Source organism: Pseudomonas sp. NBRC 111127 (genome assembly GCF_001320345.1).
Taxonomy (GTDB): Bacteria; Pseudomonadota; Gammaproteobacteria; order Pseudomonadales; family Pseudomonadaceae; genus Aquipseudomonas; species Aquipseudomonas juntendi.
In genome coordinates this window covers 1-18,568 of record NZ_BCBD01000109.1, presented here as the reverse complement: position 1 = coordinate 18,568, position 18,568 = coordinate 1, and the positions used below count along the sequence as shown (strand labels likewise).

At 63.4% G+C, this 18,568-nt stretch carries 17 protein-coding genes and 2 pseudogenes; 7 read left to right on the top strand and 12 right to left on the bottom strand.

Annotated features, from left to right (window positions below):
• Positions 1-317 (bottom strand): annotated as a pseudogene (locus APH30_RS18610) (short chain dehydrogenase); the annotation flags it as partial.
• Between the two features lie 118 nt (positions 318-435).
• Here APH30_RS18610 and APH30_RS18605 point away from each other — a divergent pair.
• Positions 436-1,713, top strand: a complete 1,278-nt coding sequence (locus APH30_RS18605) for an acetyl-CoA C-acetyltransferase (protein ID WP_054913409.1) — start codon at positions 436-438, stop codon at positions 1,711-1,713.
• A gap of 108 nt (positions 1,714-1,821) precedes the next feature.
• On the top strand, positions 1,822-2,601 hold the full coding sequence (locus APH30_RS18600) for a helix-turn-helix transcriptional regulator (protein WP_009685789.1): 780 nt from the start codon (positions 1,822-1,824) through the stop codon (positions 2,599-2,601).
• 73 nt (positions 2,602-2,674) lie between these two features.
• Here the strand turns inward: APH30_RS18600 and APH30_RS30015 are convergent, their stop codons facing one another.
• The 5 genes and pseudogenes from APH30_RS30015 to APH30_RS18580 all read right to left on the bottom strand — a co-directional run bounded on the left by APH30_RS30015 (position 2,675) and on the right by APH30_RS18580 (position 8,020).
• The gene (locus tag APH30_RS30015; protein ID WP_370738651.1) at positions 2,675-3,403 is read right to left on the bottom strand and encodes a methyl-accepting chemotaxis protein; all 729 of its coding nucleotides are present in this window, start codon (positions 3,401-3,403) and stop codon (positions 2,675-2,677) included.
• A gap of 129 nt (positions 3,404-3,532) precedes the next feature.
• Positions 3,533-4,462, bottom strand: a pseudogene (locus tag APH30_RS30010) (cache domain-containing protein); the annotation flags it as partial.
• A 312-nt stretch (positions 4,463-4,774) separates the two neighbouring features.
• Positions 4,775-5,185, bottom strand: coding sequence for a Cu(I)-responsive transcriptional regulator (cueR, locus tag APH30_RS18590; protein ID WP_009685791.1), 411 nt, complete (start codon positions 5,183-5,185; stop codon positions 4,775-4,777).
• Positions 5,182-7,581 (bottom strand): heavy metal translocating P-type ATPase, encoded by a 2,400-nt coding sequence (locus tag APH30_RS18585; RefSeq protein ID WP_054913407.1) that lies wholly within the window; start codon positions 7,579-7,581, stop codon positions 5,182-5,184. Before APH30_RS18585 ends, cueR begins: the two co-directional genes overlap by 4 nt.
• A gap of 52 nt (positions 7,582-7,633) precedes the next feature.
• A complete protein-coding gene (locus APH30_RS18580; protein WP_029885175.1) occupies positions 7,634-8,020 on the bottom strand; it encodes a hypothetical protein in 387 nt (128 codons plus the stop codon).
• A gap of 144 nt (positions 8,021-8,164) precedes the next feature.
• On the opposite strand from APH30_RS18580, the gene APH30_RS18575 reads away from it, so the two are divergent.
• Both APH30_RS18575 and APH30_RS18570 read left to right on the top strand, forming a co-directional pair.
• Entirely contained in the window at positions 8,165-8,362 is a 198-nt protein-coding gene (locus tag APH30_RS18575; RefSeq protein WP_009685795.1) for a heavy-metal-associated domain-containing protein, read from the top strand.
• Between the two features lie 154 nt (positions 8,363-8,516).
• Entirely contained in the window at positions 8,517-9,698 is a 1,182-nt protein-coding gene (locus tag APH30_RS18570) for a multidrug effflux MFS transporter (RefSeq protein ID WP_054913406.1), read from the top strand.
• Here APH30_RS18570 and APH30_RS29645 read toward each other — a convergent pair.
• On the bottom strand, positions 9,649-9,846 hold the full coding sequence (locus APH30_RS29645; RefSeq protein ID WP_082416213.1) for a hypothetical protein: 198 nt from the start codon (positions 9,844-9,846) through the stop codon (positions 9,649-9,651). The genes APH30_RS18570 and APH30_RS29645 overlap by 50 nt on opposite strands.
• Before the next feature lie 474 nt (positions 9,847-10,320).
• Between APH30_RS29645 and APH30_RS18565 the strand changes: the two genes are divergently transcribed.
• A complete protein-coding gene (locus APH30_RS18565; RefSeq protein ID WP_054913405.1) occupies positions 10,321-11,034 on the top strand; it encodes a helix-turn-helix transcriptional regulator in 714 nt (237 codons plus the stop codon).
• An 8-nt stretch (positions 11,035-11,042) separates the two neighbouring features.
• On the opposite strand, the gene APH30_RS18560 is transcribed toward APH30_RS18565, so the two are convergent.
• From APH30_RS18560 to APH30_RS18540, 5 genes are all read right to left on the bottom strand, one after another.
• Positions 11,043-11,990 carry an adenosine deaminase gene (locus tag APH30_RS18560; protein WP_029885177.1) on the bottom strand — a complete coding sequence of 316 codons (948 nt, stop codon included), beginning with the start codon at positions 11,988-11,990 and terminating at the stop codon, positions 11,043-11,045.
• Positions 11,991-12,076: 86 nt separating this feature from the next.
• Positions 12,077-12,763, bottom strand: coding sequence for an SDR family oxidoreductase (locus APH30_RS18555; RefSeq protein WP_054913404.1), 687 nt, complete (start codon positions 12,761-12,763; stop codon positions 12,077-12,079).
• Between the two features lie 320 nt (positions 12,764-13,083).
• The gene (locus tag APH30_RS18550) at positions 13,084-13,668 is read right to left on the bottom strand and encodes a YigZ family protein (RefSeq protein WP_054913403.1); all 585 of its coding nucleotides are present in this window, start codon (positions 13,666-13,668) and stop codon (positions 13,084-13,086) included.
• Between the two features lie 9 nt (positions 13,669-13,677).
• Positions 13,678-14,340, bottom strand: a complete 663-nt coding sequence (locus APH30_RS18545) for a TetR/AcrR family transcriptional regulator (protein ID WP_009685802.1) — start codon at positions 14,338-14,340, stop codon at positions 13,678-13,680.
• Between the two features lie 90 nt (positions 14,341-14,430).
• Positions 14,431-15,348: a LysR family transcriptional regulator gene (locus APH30_RS18540; protein ID WP_009685803.1), complete on the bottom strand. Its 918-nt coding sequence runs from the start codon at positions 15,346-15,348 to the stop codon at positions 14,431-14,433.
• Positions 15,349-15,466: 118 nt separating this feature from the next.
• Here APH30_RS18540 and APH30_RS18535 point away from each other — a divergent pair, with 118 nt between their 5' ends.
• Both APH30_RS18535 and APH30_RS18530 read left to right on the top strand, forming a co-directional pair.
• Positions 15,467-16,813 carry an aspartate aminotransferase family protein gene (locus tag APH30_RS18535; RefSeq protein WP_009685804.1) on the top strand — a complete coding sequence of 449 codons (1,347 nt, stop codon included), beginning with the start codon at positions 15,467-15,469 and terminating at the stop codon, positions 16,811-16,813.
• A 72-nt stretch (positions 16,814-16,885) separates the two neighbouring features.
• Positions 16,886-18,379, top strand: coding sequence for a CoA-acylating methylmalonate-semialdehyde dehydrogenase (locus APH30_RS18530; protein ID WP_009685805.1), 1,494 nt, complete (start codon positions 16,886-16,888; stop codon positions 18,377-18,379).
• Positions 18,380-18,568 lie beyond the last annotated feature (189 nt).

Sequence of the window (18,568 nt, the reverse complement as noted above, 5' to 3'; positions counted from 1 at the left end):
AACTGCTTCAGCTCATCGCTGTCGGACAAGTGACTGGCGTCGAACACCACGGCTTTGATTTTCGGCCCCAGGCCAGCGACCCAAGGCTCGCCCTGCAGGTGCTCGGCATTGAAACGGTATACGTTATCGGTAAGGCGTGCGGCGAAGGTTTCGACCTGGCCTGCCAGGGGGCCGCCGCCCAGCACCAGCGCCCCCTCCACCGGGCGCAGGCGGCCAGCCTGCCAGCGCTCCAGAGGCGCAGGGCGTGGCAGGCCCAGGGCATCCACCAGGCGGCGGCCAAGGTTGGAGTTGGCAAAACCGAGGTAGCGATCGCTCATGAGTAGGTCTCCGCAAAGGCAAGCTTGAAAGTGTGGACCAAGTTTGTGGCATGGTCGTTCGACCAGGGTAAGAACACCCAGGCAGTACGGTTCAATTTGTTTCAGGAGGAACAGGCATATGCGTTCACTTCGCCGGGTCGCGATCTTGGGCGGCAACCGAATTCCCTTTGCCCGCTCCAATGGGGCCTACGCCACCGCCAGCAACCAGGCGATGCTGACCGCGGCCCTTGAAGGGCTGATCGAGCGCTATCGACTGCATGGGCTGCGCTTGGGTGAGGTGGTCGCTGGCGCGGTGCTCAAGCAGTCCCGCGACATGAACCTGACCCGCGAATGTGTGCTGGGTTCGCGGCTTTCGCCGCAAACCCCTGCCTACGACCTGCAGCAAGCTTGCGGCACCGGCCTGGAGGCGGCGCTGCTGGTGGCCAACAAGATTGCGCTGGGGCAGATCGACAGCGGCATTGCCGGTGGCGTGGACACCACGTCGGATGCGCCGATTGCGGTCAACGAAGGCCTGCGTCATATCCTGCTGCAGGCCAACCGTGGCAAAAACCTGGGCGAACGGCTCAAGCCTTTTCTGCAGTTGCGCCCGCACCATCTGCGCCCTGAGTTGCCACGCAACGGCGAGCCGCGCACCGGGTTGTCGATGGGCGAGCATTGCGAACGCATGGCCCAGGCCTGGAAGATTGACCGGGCTGCCCAGGACGAGTTGGCGCTGCTCAGCCACCAGCGGCTGGCGGCTGCCTATGCCGAAGGTTGGCACGATGACCTGCTGACACCATTTCTGTCGCTGATGCGCGACAACAACTTGCGCGCGGACCTGACACTGGAGCAGTTGGCCAAGCTCAAGCCGGCCTTCGACCGCAGTGGCCAGGGTACGTTGACGGCAGGCAATTCCACGCCCTTGACCGATGGTGCGTCGCTGGTGCTGCTGGCCAGTGAAGAGTGGGCCGCGCAACAGGGGTTACCGGTGCTGGCGCACTTGGTTGATGGTGAAACCGCAGCGGTGGACTTCGTCACTGGCCGCGAGGGGCTGCTGATGGCACCGGCGTATGCAGTGCCACGCTTGCTGGCCCGCAATGGCCTGACCTTGCAGGACTTTGACTACTACGAAATCCACGAAGCCTTTGCGGCCCAGGTGCTGTGTACGCTCAAGGCCTGGGAAGACGCTGGGTACTGCCGTGAGCGGCTGGGGCTGGATGCACCGTTGGGGGCCATCGACCGCAGCAAGCTCAACGTCAAGGGCAGTTCGCTGGCTGCCGGGCACCCGTTTGCCGCGACCGGCGGGCGAATACTGGCCAACCTGGCGAAATTGCTGGCAACGGCAGGGAAGGGGCGCGGCTTGATTTCCATTTGTGCGGCGGGCGGGCAAGGGGTCACGGTCATCGTCGAGCGGTGAAGAACCGCCGTCTGTTTGGCAGGCATGCCCGCGCGGCAGGCGGCAGATATCCCGCAGGCGTCGACCGTAACTGTTAGGCTTGTCTGGTCAGCACTAACAGAAGCCGCCATGCCGATCATCGGACAGCCCCGTCCCATTCCTGAACTCAAGCAGTTGCCCAGGCCACTGTACGCACGTGCCGAAAGCCTGGGCGCCGGTTCCTGGACCACACGCCACCAGCACGACTGGGTACAGTTTTCCTACGCTATCAGCGGCGTGCTGGGTGTTTACACCGACGCAGGCAGCTACTTTGCGCCACCGCAGTGGGGGGTGTGGATCCCGGCTGACGCCGAGCATGCGGTGGTGACCTCGATGCAGGCCGAAATGCGCAGCCTGTATGTACGCCGGGACGCCTGCCCCTGGGCTGCCCCGCAGTGTCGGGTATTGGAGGTGACGCCGCTGGCACGTGAGTTGATCAAGCAGTTCTGCCTGTACCCAGCCGATTACCCTGAGGGCGATAGTGCGCAGGCGCGGCTGGTGGCGGTGCTGCTCGACCAGTTACGAACCCTGCCGGAAGTCGGCTTTTCCTTGCCGTTGCCGCGCCACCCAGGTTTGCTGGCGCTGTGCAATGGCTTGATCGCAGCGCCGGACCAGGCGCAGACCTTGCAGCAATGGGCGCGGCAGCTGGGGTGTTCCGAAAAAACGCTGATGCGCCTGTTCCAGCGTGAAACCGGCTTGAGCTTTCGCAACTGGCGCCAGCGCATGCGCTTGCTGTCGTCGCTGGCCTTGCTGGAGGCGGGGGAGAGCGTGACCGAGGCGGCGCTGGGTTGTGGGTATGATTCCACATCCGCGTACATTGCGGCGTTCAAGCAGCTGTTTGGGGCAACACCGGGGGAGTTGAGGCTCTGACCAGGGGTTGCCGGTGCTGGCCTATGTGTAGCTGAAGCCGCCCCTGTACGGGGCGGCCTGCACCAGCGCCTTGTCAGGTGCGGAACCTGCGCACCAGTACGTCCAGTTCATTGGACAAACCGGCCAGGCTTTCCGAATCCTGGCGTGCTGCCTGGGCCAACTCGGCCACCAACTGCGCATCCCCATGAATCTGGCTGATGTGGCGGTTGATATCTTCGGCTACCTGATGCTGTTCCTCGGCTGCGGTTGCAATCTGCGTGTTCATGTCACGGATCACGTCCACCGATTCGCGGATCTGCCCGAAACTGTCGCGGGCCAGGCCGATACGGCTGACCGACTGCTGCGAAACTTCCAGGCTGGCGTGCATCTGTGCAGCCACCTCGGAGGTGCGGTTGGCCAGGTTGCCCAGCAAACCGTCGATTTCTGCGGTTGAGTCGGCCGTGCGCTTGGCCAGCGCCCGCACTTCATCGGCTACCACGGCAAAGCCACGGCCTTGCTCGCCGGCCCGCGCGGCCTCGATGGCGGCGTTCAGGGCCAGCAGGTTGGTCTGCTCGGCAATCGAGCGAATGGTGCCGAGGATCGACTGGATGGCATTGCTGTCACGCTCCAGTTGCTGGATCGACTGCGCCGACTGCTCGATTTCCTGGCTCAGGCGGTCAACGCTGTGGACCGCCGCATCGATCTGCTGCTGACCTTCACGGGCCTGTTGCTGGCCGCTGTCCGCAGACTGGGCCGCCTGGCTGCACGAGCGCGCCACTTCGTTGGCGGTGGCAACCATCTCGTGGAAGGCTGTGGACACCATGTCCACGGCCTCGCGCTGGCGGCCGGCCGCTTCGGCCATGTTGCTGGACACCTGGGTCGAGCTGTGCGAGGTGCTGAGGATCTTGCTGGCCGCCGCACCGATATGCTGGATCAGGCTGCGAATGGCACCAAGGAACTGGTTGAACCAGTTGGCCAGCTGGGCGGTTTCGTCGCGGCCACGAATTTCCAGGCTGCGGGTCAGGTCGCCCTCACCCTGGGCAATGTCTTCCAGCCCGTTGGTGACGCTGTTGATCGGGCGCACGATCAGTTTGGCGAAGGCGGCGCCAACCACGGCAAACAGGGCGGCCAGGACCAAGGCGACCACGCCGATCAGCCAGGTCAGGCGGGTAGTGGTCTGCATCACTTCGCCTTGCTCGATCAGGCCGATGAAGGTCCAGCCCAGGCGCTCGTCGGGGTAGACGTTGGCCATGTAGCGCACACCATTGAGCTCGACTTCGACCAGGCCCTTGCCGGCCTTGGCCAACTCGGCATAGCCGTCGCCAAAACTGGCCAGTTGCTTGAAGTTGTGGCCGGCGTCGCGTGGGTCGACCATCACGTTGCCGTTGCTTTCCACCAGCATCAGGTAGCCGCTCTCGCCCAGCTTGATCTGCTTGACGATCTCGGTCAGGCCCTTGAGCGAAACGTCGATGTTGACCACACCGCCGGGGTTGCCCAACTGGTTGGCTACCGCGCGCACGGTGCTGATGAGCACCGCGTCATCGGCAGCCCAGTAATAGGCGCCGGTGCGCACGGTCTTGCCCGGGTTGGCCATGGCCAGCTGGTACCACGGCCGTGGGCGTGGGTCGTAGTTGACGAACTTCTGCCCGGCTGGCCAGCCGACGTAACCGCCGTCGTTGACGCCGTAGGATACATAGGCATAGTTGGGGTGCGAATCTGCCAGGCGGGTGAAGAAGTCCAGCAGTTGCTTGTCCTGATCGCCCAGCTCGTAGGATGGGTTGGCACTCAGGAACTTGTTCAGGTTGCTGCCTGTGGCGGTCACCATCGGCTGCGCGGCCAGGTACTCGACGTTCTGGTTGATGCCCTGGAAGAAGATGTTCATCGCGTTGCTGACCTGGCGGATTTCCCGGCTACTGCCGTCAAGGAATCCATCGCGGGCTTCGCCACGCAGGTTAAGGACCACCAGGGTGGCCACCAGCACGATGGGCAAACCGGCGATGACCGCGAATGCCCAGGTCAGTTTCTGTTTGATGCTCATCGACGCTCCCGGAATTGTTGTAGTCGACACACGAGGCAGGTAACCAGTGCATCGGCAGCAGCCGGGTTTTATGTAGCCGAAGCGCCCGTATTTATTGGATAAAGTCGTGATTGGTGACTATTCGGTCGTGTATGGACGCTTTTGGCATACCAAACGCTAGTGGCAGCAGTTGCCAGCGGTGCCATTGGCCAGGTCGCTGAGGATCGGGCAGTCCGGGCGGTCGTCCCCCTGGCAGTGGGATACCAGCTCGCCAAGGGTGTTGCGCAGGCTGACCAGTTCCTCGATGCGCCGGTTCAGTTCATCGATATGCTGCATCGCCAAGGCCTTCACATCGGCGCTGGCCCGCTGGCGGTCTTGCCACAGCGTCAGCAGCTTGCCCACTTCTTCCAGGGAAAACCCCAGGTCGCGGGAGCGCTTGATGAACGCCAGGCTGTGCAAGTCCTCGTCCCGGTACAGGCGGTAGCCATTGTCGCTGCGTGTGGCCGGCTTGAGCAGGCCGATGGATTCGTAGTAACGGATCATCTTGGTGCTGAGCCCGCTACGGCGGGCGGCCTGGCCAATGTTCATTTTGCCTCCTGGGGCGCGCGGGCGGGTTTCCAGGCCTTCAGCCACAGCGCGTTGCTGACCACGCTGACGCTGGACAAGGCCATGGCGGCGCCCGCCAGTACCGGGTTGAGGTAGCCCAGTGCCGCCAGCGGGATACCGATCAGGTTGTAGATGAATGCCCAGAACAGGTTCTGGCGGATCTTGGCGTAGGTCTTGCGGCTGATTTCCAGCGCAGCGGGCACCAGCCGCGGGTCTCCGCGCATCAAGGTGATGCCGGCTGCCTGCATCGCTACGTCGGTGCCACCCCCCATGGCGATGCCGATGTCGGCGGCGGCCAACGCCGGCGCATCGTTTATGCCGTCGCCGACCATGGCGACCACGCCAGCCTGCTTAAGGGCCGCCACAGTTGCGGCCTTGTCGGCCGGCAGCACTTCGGCGTGCACATCGTCGATGCCCAAGGCTTCGGCGACCACCTTGGCGCTACCCCGGTTATCGCCAGTCAGTAGATGGCTGCTGATGTGCTGCGCATGCAGGGTGTCGATGGCCTCGGCGGCCCCGGGCTTGAGGCTGTCACCAAAGGCGAACAGGCCCAGCACCTGTGTTTGCTGACCGCGTTCGATCAGCCACGACAGGGTACGCCCCTCGGCTTCCCAGGCGCGTGCCTTGTCGGCCAGGCCGCCGGGCTGCAGCCCGCTTTCATCGAGCAGGCGGCGGTTGCCCAGTGCCAGCTCACGGCCTTCGACACGCCCGGCAATGCCGCGCCCGGTGAGCGACTGGCTGTCGCTCACGCTGGGTACCTGCAGGCCTTGCTCGGTGCAGGCCTGCAGCACCGCCTTGGCCAACGGGTGTTCACTGCCCCGTTGCAGGGCGCCGGCCAGGCGATGCAGGCTGGCGCTGTCACCGACCAGGGCCTGGCTGTGGACTACCCGCGGGCTGCCCGAGGTCAGGGTACCGGTCTTGTCGAACACCACACGGTTCACCGCATGCGCGCGCTCCAGCGCCTCGGCATCCTTGATGAGGATGCCGTGGCGGGCGGCGACGCCGGTGCCGGCCATGATCGCTGCCGGTGTGGCCAGGCCAAGGGCGCAAGGGCAGGCGATGACCAGCACTGCCACGGCGTTGATCAGGGCGGTTTCCAGCGCCGCGCCAGCCAGCCACCAGCCGAGCAGGGTCAGCAGCGCCAGTACCAGCACGGCGGGGACGAATACCTGGCTGACCCGGTCGACCAGCTTCTGGATCGGCGCCTTGGCGGCCTGCGCGTCTTCCACCAGGCGGATAATGCGCGCCAGCACGGTCTCGGTGCCCAGGGCTTCGGTGCGTACCAGCAGCCGGCCTTCGCCATTGATGGCGCCACCGGTGACGCTGTCGCCGGGTTGTTTGGGCACTGGCAGGCTCTCGCCGCTGATCAGGGCTTCATCGGCATGGCTGCTGCCATCCTCGACCACGCCATCGACCGGAAAGCGCTCGCCGGGCTTGACCAGCACCAGGTCGCCCAGGCGCAGCTGGGCGATCGCCACATCTTCTTCCCGGTCGCCAACCACGCGCACTGCGCGCTCCGGGCGCAGTGCCTCGAGCGCGCGAATGGCGCTGGCAGTCTGGCGTTTGGCACGGCTTTCCAGGTACTTGCCCAGCAGCACCAGAGCGATCACCACCGCCGAGGCCTCGAAGTACAGGTGCGGGGCCATGCCGGCGGGGGCCTGGGCCCATTCGTAGAGGCTAAGGCCGTAACCGGCGCTGGTCCCCAGGGCAACCAGCAGGTCCATGTTGCCGGCGCCGGCACGCACGGCTTTCCAGGCGGCGATATAAAAGCGGGCGCCGAGAATGAACTGCACAGGGGTGGCCAGCAGGAATTGCGCCCAGGCGGGCAGCATCCAGTGCAGGCCGAATGGCTGCACCAGCATGGGCAGCACCAATGGCAGCGCCAGCAGCAATGCTGCAGCCACTGCCAGGCGTTCGTTACGCAGGCGGCGCTGGGCGGTGGCCTGCTCGTCTATGGCGGCTTGCGGCACGCTGGCGCTGTAGCCGGCCTTGTGTACCGTTTCGATCAGCAGGTTGTCGTCGAGGGCGGCCAGCACTTCAAGGTGGGCACGTTCATTGGCTAGGTTGACACTCACCCGCTCCACCCCGGGCACTTTGCCAAGGGCCCGCTCCACGCGGCCCACGCAACTGGCGCAGGTCATGCCGCCGATCTGCAGTTCCAGCGTGCGCGTGGGCACGCCGTAGCCGGCTTCGCGTACCGCATCGACCAAGGCTGGCAGGCGGTCGGCCGGGGCCTGGACACGGGCTTTTTCAGTGGTGAGGTTGACGCTGACGTGTTCAGCGCCGCTGACCTTGCGCAATGCGCGCTCGACCCGGCCAGCACAGCTGGCGCAGGTCATGCCGGAGATCGGCAGGTCATAGGTGGTGGATGCGGGCATGGCTCTCCTCCTTGGACAGGGCTCCAGCATCAACCTTGCCATGCGGGGAAGGTCAATAGCCTAGATCGGCGCGCTTCAATTCCAGCCCATATTGACCCATGGTGATGCGATATTTGTTGATCTGGCCCGCCTGCAGGTTCAAACGTGTGCTGCGTTGGTCCTCGATGCCTGGCGCGCAACCCGGGGTTTGCCCAGGCAACCGGCGCAGGCGCACATCGACCGGGCCAGGCGGCAGGTTGAACGAGGTGGACTGCTCCTGAAACACCCGCCCGGAAAGCTGATCATTGAGGTACACCCCGATTTCACAGCTGGTAGCCACTTCCAGGCGCTCCCGGGAAATGATCAGTACGCTGTAGGCCGAGTTGTCCTCTGCGCTGGCTGGTGGCACCACAGCCAGTGCGCTGACCAACCCGACGACGCCCAATGCTGCCCTGAACATGAAAAATCTCCTGCTTGGCTGATCGTCAAAGGCGCAGCTTGGCCGACGCGCGTGCGGATTTCCACCCCAGCTGTTCCACACGGCACTTGACCTTGCCCTGATGGCAAGCTTGAAACTCGTGGAAAACCTGAAGGAGGGAACCCTATGCAAGTGTTCAATGTACAAGGCATGACCTGTGGCCACTGTGTAAAGGCCGTGACGCGGGCAGTGCAGCAGCTGGATGCGTCCGCCAAGGTAGAAGTCGACCTGGCGGCCAAGCAGGTGCGGGTGCAGAGTGAGTTGGTGCAGGAGCAGGTTCTGGCGGCCATCCGCGAGGAAGGGTATCAGGCTGAGGTGGGGTAACAGGTGTCGACCCGGGTTTTGGGTTGAGGCACTGACGGTGGTGCCGCTGTGCGGCCCATCGCGACAGGGCCTAGGTTTGTTGCAAATGTTTTCACATTCCTAGGGGCGACAGCAGGTAGAATCATCTACTTGCTTAGCCTGCTATGGATTCCTGATGAACCTGCGAATGGTGCTCATCCTGGGCGCACTCAGTGCGTTCGGGCCCTTGGCGATCGACTTCTACCTGCCGGCCTTCCCGGCCATGGCGCAGGCGTTCGCCACCGACGAAAAACACGTCCAGGCCACATTGGCCGCCTATTTCCTTGGCTTGTCCATCGGCCAGTTGGCTTACGGCCCAGTGGCTGACCGTTTTGGCCGGCGCAAACCGCTGATGTTTGGCGTGACCGTGTTCACCCTGGCGTCACTGGCCTGTGCCTATGCCCCCAACCTCGACACCCTGGTGCTGGCACGCTTCGTCCAGGCCCTTGGCGGTTGTGCGGGCATGGTGCTGTCGCGGGCCATCGTCAGCGACAAGTGCGACCCGGTCGCCTCGGCCAAGGTGTTCTCGCAGTTGATGCTGGTCATGGGCCTGGCCCCGATCCTGGCGCCGATGCTGGGTGGGGTGCTGGTGAATGTGGCCGGCTGGCAATCGATTTTCCTTACCCTGGGCCTGTTCAGTGCCGCTTGCCTGTTGGCGGTAAGCCTGGGGTTGCCGGAGAGCATGCCTGAGGACATGCCGCGCCAGCCCTTGTCCGGCGCTTTGCGCCAGTACCTGCGCCTGCTGGCAGACCGGGTGTTCCTCGGCCATGCGGTGACGGGCGGTATCGCCATTGCCGGCATGTTCGCCTACATCGCCGGCTCACCTTTCGTGTTCATCAAACTGTATGGCGTGCCAGCCGAGCACTATGGCTGGCTGTTTGGTGCCAACGCAGCGGGCTTTATCCTGGTGGCGCAGGTGAACGCCCGCTTGCTGGCCAAGCGTGGGCCGGCCTTCCTGCTGGCCCGGGCCGTGTGGTTGTACCTGGGGGCCGGGCTGGCGCTGCTCGCGGTGGCGGCGTGGCGGCCGACCGCGTTGTGGCCGCTGCTGGTGCCGTTGTTCGTCTGCATTGCCAGCCTCGGTTGCATCATCCCCAATGCCTCGGCTTGCGCCATGAGCGGCCAGGGCGCGCGCGCCGGCAGTGCCTCGGCGCTGATGGGCTGTGTCCAGTTCAGTGTGGCGGCGGGCGCAGCGGCGCTGGTTGGGCTGCTGCACGATGGCAGTGCCGTGCCGATGGCGCTGGTGATCTGCCTTTGCGGTGCGTTGGCAGTCAGTGCCGCGCTACTGACCCGCCGTTTGCAGGCCAGGGTTCGCGCTTGAGCGGGTGAGGGGCGCGCAGGCGGCGTTCCAGTGTGGCGACAAAGGCCCGTGCCTCGGCCTCGCTGCGGAACCCGACCACATGCTGATCGAGCTGGACCTGCCAGGGGCAGGCGGGGTTTCGGCGTGAAGCGCTGACGACAATTTTCATCGCGGCTTACCTCCAGAAGGGAGCGGCATCAGTTTAGCGCTGCTGTTCTCGTCTGCCATGCGCTAGGTCAGTGTCCTGACTGGCGGTGCCTGATTGTGTGTTTGCCGGTTGCGCTGCAATGCCTGCAAGGCCGGGAAACGTTCGCTTTAGTTTGCGCTACTTGTAGTACCTGGCTGTCGGCTACGTCCGAACGTGCCGAAGGTTTTTTTCCTGCTGAGTTAACGAGCCCCCTGTCTCAACGGGCCGTAAACGCCTACGCGCAGGGTTTTCGCCGGTCGCGTCGGTCCTGTTCCCGCCTTGCAATGGGTAGGTATACCCAGTGGCTTTTTTACGAGGACGGGGCGGTGTGGGGCTGCCAGATTGGGCATTTCTGCGGCTTATACTGGCGATCCAGGCCAGTGCCAGCGAGAGGTGCTTCCCTGCCAGGGTTGGCCATCGCATCCACACAGTGAACTTGCAGGGAGTTACAGGGACATGAACGCAGTCAGCAGTATCAGCCAGATCGCCAGCCTGATGGCCGACCCCAAGCGCAGTGCCATGTTGTGGGCGTTGATCGACGGTACGCCGCGCCTGGCCAACGAGCTTGCGATGATGACCGGCCTGACCTCGTCGTCGGCTTGCGCGCACTTGTCGTTGCTGTCATCGGCTGGGCTGCTGAGGCATGAGGCCCGTGGCCGCAAACGCTATTTTCGCCTGGCTACCCCGCAGGTCGGGGCGGCGGTAGAGGCGCTGGCCAGCGTGCAACTGGAAAGCGCCAGGGGGGAGCGGGCCAAGGTGCCGGTGTCACCGCTGCCCATGTCGCTGCGCCGGGCGCGTCGCTGTGGGGATCACCTGGGGGGCGAGCTGGCCAGTGAGCTATACCACCGCATGGTGGTCGCGGGCTGGCTGGAAGGCAGTGGCCGCCTGTTGATGGTCAGCGATGAAGGGCGGGCGCAGCTGGCCCTGGTAGGGGTGTACATCGATGCCTTGGCGCCGCACCAGCAGCGCGGCTGCGTGATCTGCCGCTGTACCGAGTGGAACGACCAGGCACCGCACCTGGGGGGCGTGTTGGGCCAGGCCTTGTTCAGGCTGTTCCTGCAATCTGGCTGGATGCGCGAGGCCGAGGACACGCGGGCATTGCATATCTCGGCGCTGGGCATCCAGCAGATCAACCGCATAGCCCGCGTTGCCACCTTGCAGGTGGGTTGAGCCGCGCGTCAGGCCAGCCTGGCGTCCAGGCTGTTCTGGGCCAGGCGGCGGGCCTGGTCTTCGGTCATGCCCAAGTGAGTGTGCAGGGCGTGGAAGTTTTCCGTGACGTAGCCGCCGAAGTACGCCGGGTCGTCCGAGTTCACCGTGACCTTCACGCCACGCTCGAGCATGTCGAGGATGTTGTGCTGGCTCATGTGGTCGAACACGCAGAGCTTGGTGTTGGACAGCGGGCACACGGTCAACGGGATCTGTTCGTCGATGATGCGCTGCATCAGCCGCTCGTCTTCGATAGCGCGTACGCCGTGGTCGATTCGCTTGATCTGCAGCAGGTCCAGCGCCTCCCAGATGTACTCGGGCGGGCCTTCTTCGCCAGCGTGGGCGACGGCAACCAGGCCTTCGCTCCGCGCGCGGTCGAATACACGCTGGAACTTGCTGGGTGGGTGGCCCATTTCCGAGCTGTCCAGGCCAACGGCAATGAACGCATCGCGGAAGGGCAGCGCCTGGTCGAGGGTTTTTTGTGCCTCCTCTTCACTCAGGTGGCGCAGGAAGCTCAGGATAAGGCCACTGCTGATGCCCAGCTGCTCGCGGCCATCCTTGAGCGCCTGGTTGATACCGTTGAGCACCACTTCAAAGGGGATACCCCGGTCGGTGTGGGTTTGCGGGTCGTAGAACGGCTCGGTATGGATCACGTTCTGCGCCTTGCAGCGCTGCAGGTAGGCCCAGGTCAGGTCATAGAAGTCCTGCTCGGTGCGCAATACATCGGCGCCCTGGTAATACAGGTCCAGGAACTCCTGGAGGTTGTTGAAGGCATAGGCCCCGCGCAGGGTTTCCACATCGGCCCATGGCAGGGCGATCTTGTTGCGCTCGGCCAGGGCGAACAGCAGCTCAGGCTCCAGCGAGCCTTCGAGGTGCAGGTGCAGCTCCGCCTTGGGCAGGGCGTTCAACCAGTCATACATAAGGGCATATCTCGATCAGGTACGGTTGCCGGCATTCTACAGGGGCTGGCCGGGTATTGCGCCCGGCCGGGCTGCGACCTGATGAATCACCAGGTCAGGGTTTCGCCTTTGTAATTGATGAAGCGCAGGCCGCCTGTACCGCTTTGCGCCTTGATTTGTTCAAGCATGCCGCGGGTGCTGGTGAGCACGTCGATCTCTGCGTGCTCGCCACCCATGTCGGTCTTCACCCAGCCAGGGTGCATGGCCAGAACGCACAGGTCGGGGCGTTGTTGTTCGACGACGAAGCTGTTGATCATCGAGTTCAACGCAGCCTTGCTGGCTTTGTACAAGCAGAGTTCGCCGCCGTCGGGGACAGTGACGCTGCCCAGGACCGAACTCATGAAGGCCAGCACGCCACTGCCGTTGCGAACTTGGCCGACCAGGCGGCGGGCGACGCGAATCGGGGCCACGGCATTGGTCATGAACAGGTCGCCGATGGCGTCTTTGTGCACGCTTTCAAGGTCTTGCGGCAGTGGGCCCATGACCCCGGCGTTGACGAATACCAGGTCGAATACCTGGCCTTGCAGGCGTTGCTTCAGGCCATCGAGCTGGGCGGTGTCGTTCATTTCCAGTTGCTCGATGTGCACACCAGGCACAGCTGCCAGGGCTCCAGGCTGCTGAGGGTTGCGGACGGTGGCGGTAATGGTCCAGCCGTCTTCCTGCAGGCGTTGCACCAGGCCCAGGCCGAGCCCGCGCGAGGCGCCGATGATAAGTGCGTGCTTTGCGTCAGCCATGGGGCGCTCCTTGTTGGTTTTTCGGATGGAGGTGGTTAAAAAATGTGCAGCAGCGGTAAACCCCGTGCCGCTGGGGGCTTTGCACGGTGGCGCACGGGTTATCCACAGGCTGCTCCACAGTTAATGTGTGAAACATGGGCTGACCCTGCCGGTTGTGGCGGGTGTGAGGCTGGGGATAACCTGAATTCATTCAAAGCCTTGAGCCTGCCGGTAGTGCCGATCAAATAATGATCAAAGCGCTACAGGCCATGCCTGCTCTGGCTTGCAGCATGATGCCCCAAGCTTATCCACAGGCAGGCCCACAGCAGTTGTGGGCAGATTCAGCGCGCTTGCAGCAGTATACGCCCGCGGCTAAGGTCGGCCAGTTGCTGCTGCAACGCTGCGAGGTGGGCTTCACCCAGAGCGATCAACAGGTCCACGCCATTGGCTGTGAACTGCTCGTCGAGCACCAGCCCGTCGACCTCGGCCAGGCGCAGTTTTACCAGTGCCAGTTCGCTGAAGCTGCAACTGCAGGCGAACTCGCTGCGCTGCACCAGCAGCCACTTGGGGGCCTGTTGCAGGCATTTGTTGGCGCCCCCACCGTAGGCCCTGGCCAGGCCGCCCGTACCCAGCTGGATACCGCCGTACCAGCGAATCACCAGTACCACGACCTGATCGCAGTCCTGCGCCTCGATCGCGGCCAGGATGGGCCGCCCGGCAGTGCCACCGGGTTCGCCGTCGTCGCTGCTGCGGTACTGCGCGCCGAGCTTCCAGGCCCAGCAGTTATGGGTAGCGGCCAGGTCGCTGTGGCGTTCGATGAAGCTCATCGCTTCGGCGGCACTGGTGATCGGCCCGGCCAGGGTGATGAAGCGGCTTTTACGGATTTCCTCGCGGTATTCGCAGAGGTCGAGCAGGGTAGAGGGCATAAATGTGGGTCAGGCAGCCGGCTTGATGCCGCAGCCCTTGAGAATGATGTGGATAAGGTTGTTGCTCGCTTCTTCCATGTCTTGCTTGGTCAGGCGGCTACGGCCGGTAACCTGGCAGATCTGGGTGGCGAAATCGGCATAGTGCTGGGTGCTGCCCCATAGCAGGAATATCAGATGCACGGGGTCTACCCGGTCCATCTTGCCGGCATCCATCCACGCCTCGAATACGGCGGCGCGGCCACGGAACCATTCGCGGTAGTCGGCACTGAAGTACTCGGTCAGGCAGGTGCCGCCGCTGATCACTTCCATGGCGAAAATACGCGATGCCTGGGGGTTGCGCCGCGAGAACTCCATCTTGGTGCGAATGTACTGGCTCAGTGCTGCACCGGGGTCGTCCTCGACGCTCAGGGCGTTGAAGGTGCTGTCCCACAGCTCGATGATGTTGCTGAGCACGGCAATGTAGAGGCCCAGCTTGTTGGTGAAGTAATAATGCAGGTTGGCCTTGGGCAACCCTGCCTTCAGCGCAATGGTGTTCATGCTGGTGCCCTTGAAGCCATGGCGGGCAAACTCGTCTTCGGCGGCCTGGATAATGGCCTGTTCGTTCTTCTGGCGGATGCGGCCCGCGGGCTTGCCCGAGGCGGATAGGCGATGCGCAGGGACTTCTAGGGTCATGGACGATTCCGTACGGGTCAGTGGCTGCGGCTGTCGGACAAGATTACCTGCCTGTGCCAAGGTGACAAGCGTTTGCGGCAGAGACAGGCATCAGCGTGTCGCAGCCAGGCTGTCGAGAAAGCTTTCCAGGACCAGGTTGGGTCGCCTGCCTTTGCGTGTCACCCAGCTCAGGCTCAGGTCGTAGAAGCGCTCGCGCGGTTTGAGTGCCCGCAAGCGGCCCTGCTGGACCCAGAACGTGGCGTAGTGGTCGGGCAGGTAACCGATGTAGCGCCCGGTAAGGATGAGAAACGCCATGCCCTCCCGGTCCGAAGCACTGGCCGTGCAGTGCAGCGCCTGGTAATGCGCCTGGATCTCGGCCGGCAGGCGGAACGTGGGGGTGATGGCTTCCTGGCTGTTGAGGCGCTCGTCGTCGATCTGCTGGTCGTCGGCATAGAACAGCGGGTGACCGACCGCGCAGTACAGCAAGGAACGCTCGCTGTACAACGGTTGATATTCCAGGCCCGAAAGCGGGCTGGTCTGTGGCACCACGCCTACATGCAGGCTGCCGTCGAGCACGCCGTGTTCGACCTGGCTGGGCGCGATCATGCGGATCTGGATGCGCACATCGGGGCCACGGTCCTTGAGTTCGGCCAGGGCATGGGTGATGCGCATGTGCGGCAGGGTGACCAGGTTATCGGTCAGGCCGATGTTCAGCTCGCCGCGCAGATGCTGGTGCAGGCCATTGACCTCGGTACGGAAGCTTTCCAGTGCGCTGAGCAGTTGCAGGGCCGAATGATAGACCTCCCGGCCTTCCTCGGTCAGCGAGAAACCGGCGCGGCCGCGCTGGCACAGGCGCAGCCCCAGGCGTTGCTCAAGGTCGTTCATTTGCTGGCTGATGGCCGAGCGGCCGATGCCCAGCACGTTCTCGGCGGCCGAAAAACCACCGCATTCGACTACGCTGCGGTAGATCTTCAGCAGGCGGATGTCGAAGTCGCTGACTTGCGCAAGTGGATCGGGGCGTCGGCTCATTAGTTTAGTCGCGGCCTGTGTGAAGATTAGAAATGTAGGCTTTTTCAGACTCTATCCGCGTGCCAACTTAGCTGCAACCACATCCATCGTTGCCTGATCGTCTTTCGAGGAACCGCCGATGAACATGCCTGAGACCGCCCCCGTGGGTATCGCCAGCCAGCTCAAGCTTGACGCCCACTGGATGCCGTACACGGCCAACCGCAACTTCCAGCGCGACCCGCGCCTGATCGTGGCAGCCGATGGCAACCACCTGGTCGATGACCAGGGGCGCAGGATCTTTGACGCGCTTTCCGGCCTGTGGACCTGCGGCGCCGGGCACACCCGCAAGGAAATCACTGACGCGGTGACCCGCCAGTTGGGCACGCTCGATTACTCCCCGGCGTTCCAGTTCGGCCACCCATTGTCGTTCCAGCTGGCGGAAAAGATCGCCGACCTGGTGCCAGGTAACCTGAACCACGTCTTCTATACCAACTCGGGCTCCGAGTGCGCCGACACGGCGCTGAAGATGGTGCGGGCTTACTGGCGCCTGAAAGGCCAGGCGACCAAGACCAAGATCATCGGCCGTGCCCGTGGCTACCACGGCGTGAACATCGCCGGCACCAGCCTGGGTGGGGTCAATGGCAACCGCAAGATGTTCGGCCAACTGCTGGATGTCGACCACCTGCCTCATACCGTATTGCCGGTGAACGCGTTCTCCAAAGGCATGCCCGAAGAGGGTGGCATCGCCCTTGCCGAAGAAATGCTCAAACTGATCGAGCTGCACGACGCGTCCAATATCGCCGCGGTGATCGTCGAGCCCATGGCCGGTTCCGCCGGTGTGCTGCCGCCGCCGAAGGGTTACCTCAAGCGCCTGCGTGAAATCTGCACTCAGCACAACATTCTGCTGATCTTCGACGAAGTGATTACCGGCTTCGGCCGCATGGGCGCCATGACCGGCTCGCAGGCCTTCGGCGTAACCCCGGACCTGATGTGCATCGCCAAGCAGGTGACCAACGGCGCCATTCCGATGGGCGCGGTGATTGCCAGCAGCGAGATCTACCAGACCTTCATGGACCAGCCAACGCCAGAGTACGCCGTGGAGTTCCCGCACGGTTATACCTACTCGGCCCACCCGGTGGCCTGTGCCGCAGGTATCGCTGCCTTGGACCTGCTGCAGAAGGAAAACCTGGTGCAGGCCTCCGCCGAGCTGGCACCGCACTTCGAAAAGCTGCTGCACGGCGTGAAGGGCACTAAGAACGTCGTCGATATCCGTAACTATGGCCTGGCTGGCGCGATCCAGATCGCCGCCCGTGACGGTGACGCCATTGTTCGCCCTTACGAAGCGGCGATGAAACTGTGGCGCGCGGGCTTCTATGTACGCTTTGGTGGCGACACCTTGCAGTTCGGCCCAACCTTCAATACCCAGCCGCATGAACTGGACCGCCTGTTCGACGCTGTCGGCGAAACCCTGAACCTGATCGACTGATCTTTCTGATTTTGCTGCGCGGCGCGTGCGCAGACGCGCGCCGGCCTCTACCTTCTTCATCTGGAGTTTTGCATGAGCATTGTTCAGCACCTGATTCACGGCGAGCTGGTTACCAAGGGTGAGCGCACCGCCGATGTCTTCAACCCATCCACCGGCCAGGCCGTGCGCAAAGTCGAGCTGGCCAGCCGCGCGACCGTGCAGGAAGCGATTGATTCGGCCAAGGCGGCGTTCCCGGCTTGGCGCAATACGCCACCGGCCAAGCGGGCTCAGGTGATGTTCCGCTTCAAGCAACTGCTGGAGCAGAATGAAGCGCGCATTTCGCAAATGATCAGCGAAGAGCATGGCAAGACGCTGGAAGACGCCGCTGGCGAACTGAAGCGTGGTATCGAGAACGTCGAGTTTGCCTGCGCCGCGCCTGAAGTGCTCAAAGGCGAGTACAGCCGCAACGTGGGCCCGAACATCGATGCCTGGTCTGATTTCCAGCCGTTGGGTGTGGTTGCCGGTATCACGCCGTTCAACTTCCCGGCCATGGTGCCGCTGTGGATGTACCCGCTGGCGATTGCCTGTGGTAACGCCTTCATTCTCAAGCCCTCCGAACGTGACCCTAGCTCCACCCTGTTCATCGCCCAGTTGCTGCTGGAGGCCGGTCTGCCGAAGGGCATCCTCAACGTGGTGCACGGTGACAAGGAAGCGGTGGATGCGTTGATCGAAGCGCCGGAAGTGAAAGCGCTCAGTTTTGTGGGCTCTACGCCGATTGCCGAGTACATCTATGCCGAGGGCACCAAGCGCGGCAAGCGCGTGCAAGCCCTGGGTGGTGCCAAGAACCACGCGGTACTGATGCCGGACGCCGACCTGGATAACGCGGTCAGCGCACTGATGGGGGCGGCCTACGGTTCGTGTGGCGAGCGCTGCATGGCCATTTCGGTGGCGGTGTGCGTGGGTGACCAGGTGGCTGATGCGCTGATCGCCAAGCTGCAACCGCAGATCAAAGCCTTGAAGATCGGTGCAGGCACTTCGTGCGGTCTGGACATGGGGCCACTGGTCACTGCCGCTGCGCGTGACAAGGTGGTGGGCTACATCGATGAGGGCGTTGCAGCGGGGGCCGAGCTGGTGGTGGATGGGCGTGGCTTCCGAGTGGCCGGGAATGAAGATGGCTACTTCGTGGGCGGTACCTTGTTCGACAAGGTCACGCCAGAGATGCGTATCTATAAAGAAGAGATTTTCGGCCCGGTATTGTGCGTTGTGCGGGTCAACAGCCTGGAACAGGCCATGCAACTGATCAACGATCATGAATATGGCAACGGCACGTGCATCTTCACCCGTGACGGTGAGGCCGCGCGTTTGTTCTGCGACGAAATCGAAGTGGGCATGGTGGGGGTCAACGTTCCGCTGCCGGTGCCGGTGGCGTATCACAGCTTTGGTGGTTGGAAACGTTCGTTGTTCGGTGACCTGCATGCGTACGGGCCGGACGGGGTGCGCTTCTATACCCGTCGCAAGGCGATCACCCAGCGTTGGCCGCAGCGGGCCAGCCATGAAGCATCGCAGTTTGCGTTCCCGAGTTTGTAAGGGGTGAGCGGAGCGGGGAGGCCGGTAGGCCTCCCCGTTTTGCTTTTTAGGGTTTTCTTCAAATTAAAGGTTGACGCCCTCTCGAACCCCCTTATAATGCGCCCCACTTCCAGCGACAACGGAACGACAAACTCCTTGAGATTCAATGTGTTAACCGATTCGAAAGGCGCTGTAAGGGCTACGATCAAA

Bases quoted from the DNA above. Each gene is read 5' to 3' on its own strand.
- APH30_RS18605 (WP_054913409.1), top strand. From the start codon at position 436: ATGCGTTCACTTCGCCGGGTCGCGATCTTGGGCGGCAACCGAATTCCC.
- APH30_RS18600 (WP_009685789.1), top strand. From the start codon at position 1,822: ATGCCGATCATCGGACAGCCCCGTCCCATTCCTGAACTCAAGCAGTTG.
- APH30_RS30015 (WP_370738651.1), bottom strand. From the start codon at position 3,403: ATGGTGTCCACAGCCTTCCACGAGATGGTTGCCACCGCCAACGAAGTG.
- cueR (WP_009685791.1), bottom strand. From the start codon at position 5,185: ATGAACATTGGCCAGGCCGCCCGCCGTAGCGGGCTCAGCACCAAGATG.
- APH30_RS18585 (WP_054913407.1), bottom strand. From the start codon at position 7,581: ATGCCCGCATCCACCACCTATGACCTGCCGATCTCCGGCATGACCTGC.
- APH30_RS18580 (WP_029885175.1), bottom strand. From the start codon at position 8,020: ATGTTCAGGGCAGCATTGGGCGTCGTCGGGTTGGTCAGCGCACTGGCT.
- APH30_RS18575 (WP_009685795.1), top strand. From the start codon at position 8,165: ATGCAAGTGTTCAATGTACAAGGCATGACCTGTGGCCACTGTGTAAAG.
- APH30_RS18570 (WP_054913406.1), top strand. From the start codon at position 8,517: ATGAACCTGCGAATGGTGCTCATCCTGGGCGCACTCAGTGCGTTCGGG.
- APH30_RS29645 (WP_082416213.1), bottom strand. From the start codon at position 9,846: ATGAAAATTGTCGTCAGCGCTTCACGCCGAAACCCCGCCTGCCCCTGG.
- APH30_RS18565 (WP_054913405.1), top strand. From the start codon at position 10,321: ATGAACGCAGTCAGCAGTATCAGCCAGATCGCCAGCCTGATGGCCGAC.
- APH30_RS18560 (WP_029885177.1), bottom strand. From the start codon at position 11,990: ATGTATGACTGGTTGAACGCCCTGCCCAAGGCGGAGCTGCACCTGCAC.
- APH30_RS18555 (WP_054913404.1), bottom strand. From the start codon at position 12,763: ATGGCTGACGCAAAGCACGCACTTATCATCGGCGCCTCGCGCGGGCTC.
- APH30_RS18550 (WP_054913403.1), bottom strand. From the start codon at position 13,668: ATGCCCTCTACCCTGCTCGACCTCTGCGAATACCGCGAGGAAATCCGT.
- APH30_RS18545 (WP_009685802.1), bottom strand. From the start codon at position 14,340: ATGACCCTAGAAGTCCCTGCGCATCGCCTATCCGCCTCGGGCAAGCCC.
- APH30_RS18540 (WP_009685803.1), bottom strand. From the start codon at position 15,348: ATGAGCCGACGCCCCGATCCACTTGCGCAAGTCAGCGACTTCGACATC.
- APH30_RS18535 (WP_009685804.1), top strand. From the start codon at position 15,467: ATGAACATGCCTGAGACCGCCCCCGTGGGTATCGCCAGCCAGCTCAAG.
- APH30_RS18530 (WP_009685805.1), top strand. From the start codon at position 16,886: ATGAGCATTGTTCAGCACCTGATTCACGGCGAGCTGGTTACCAAGGGT.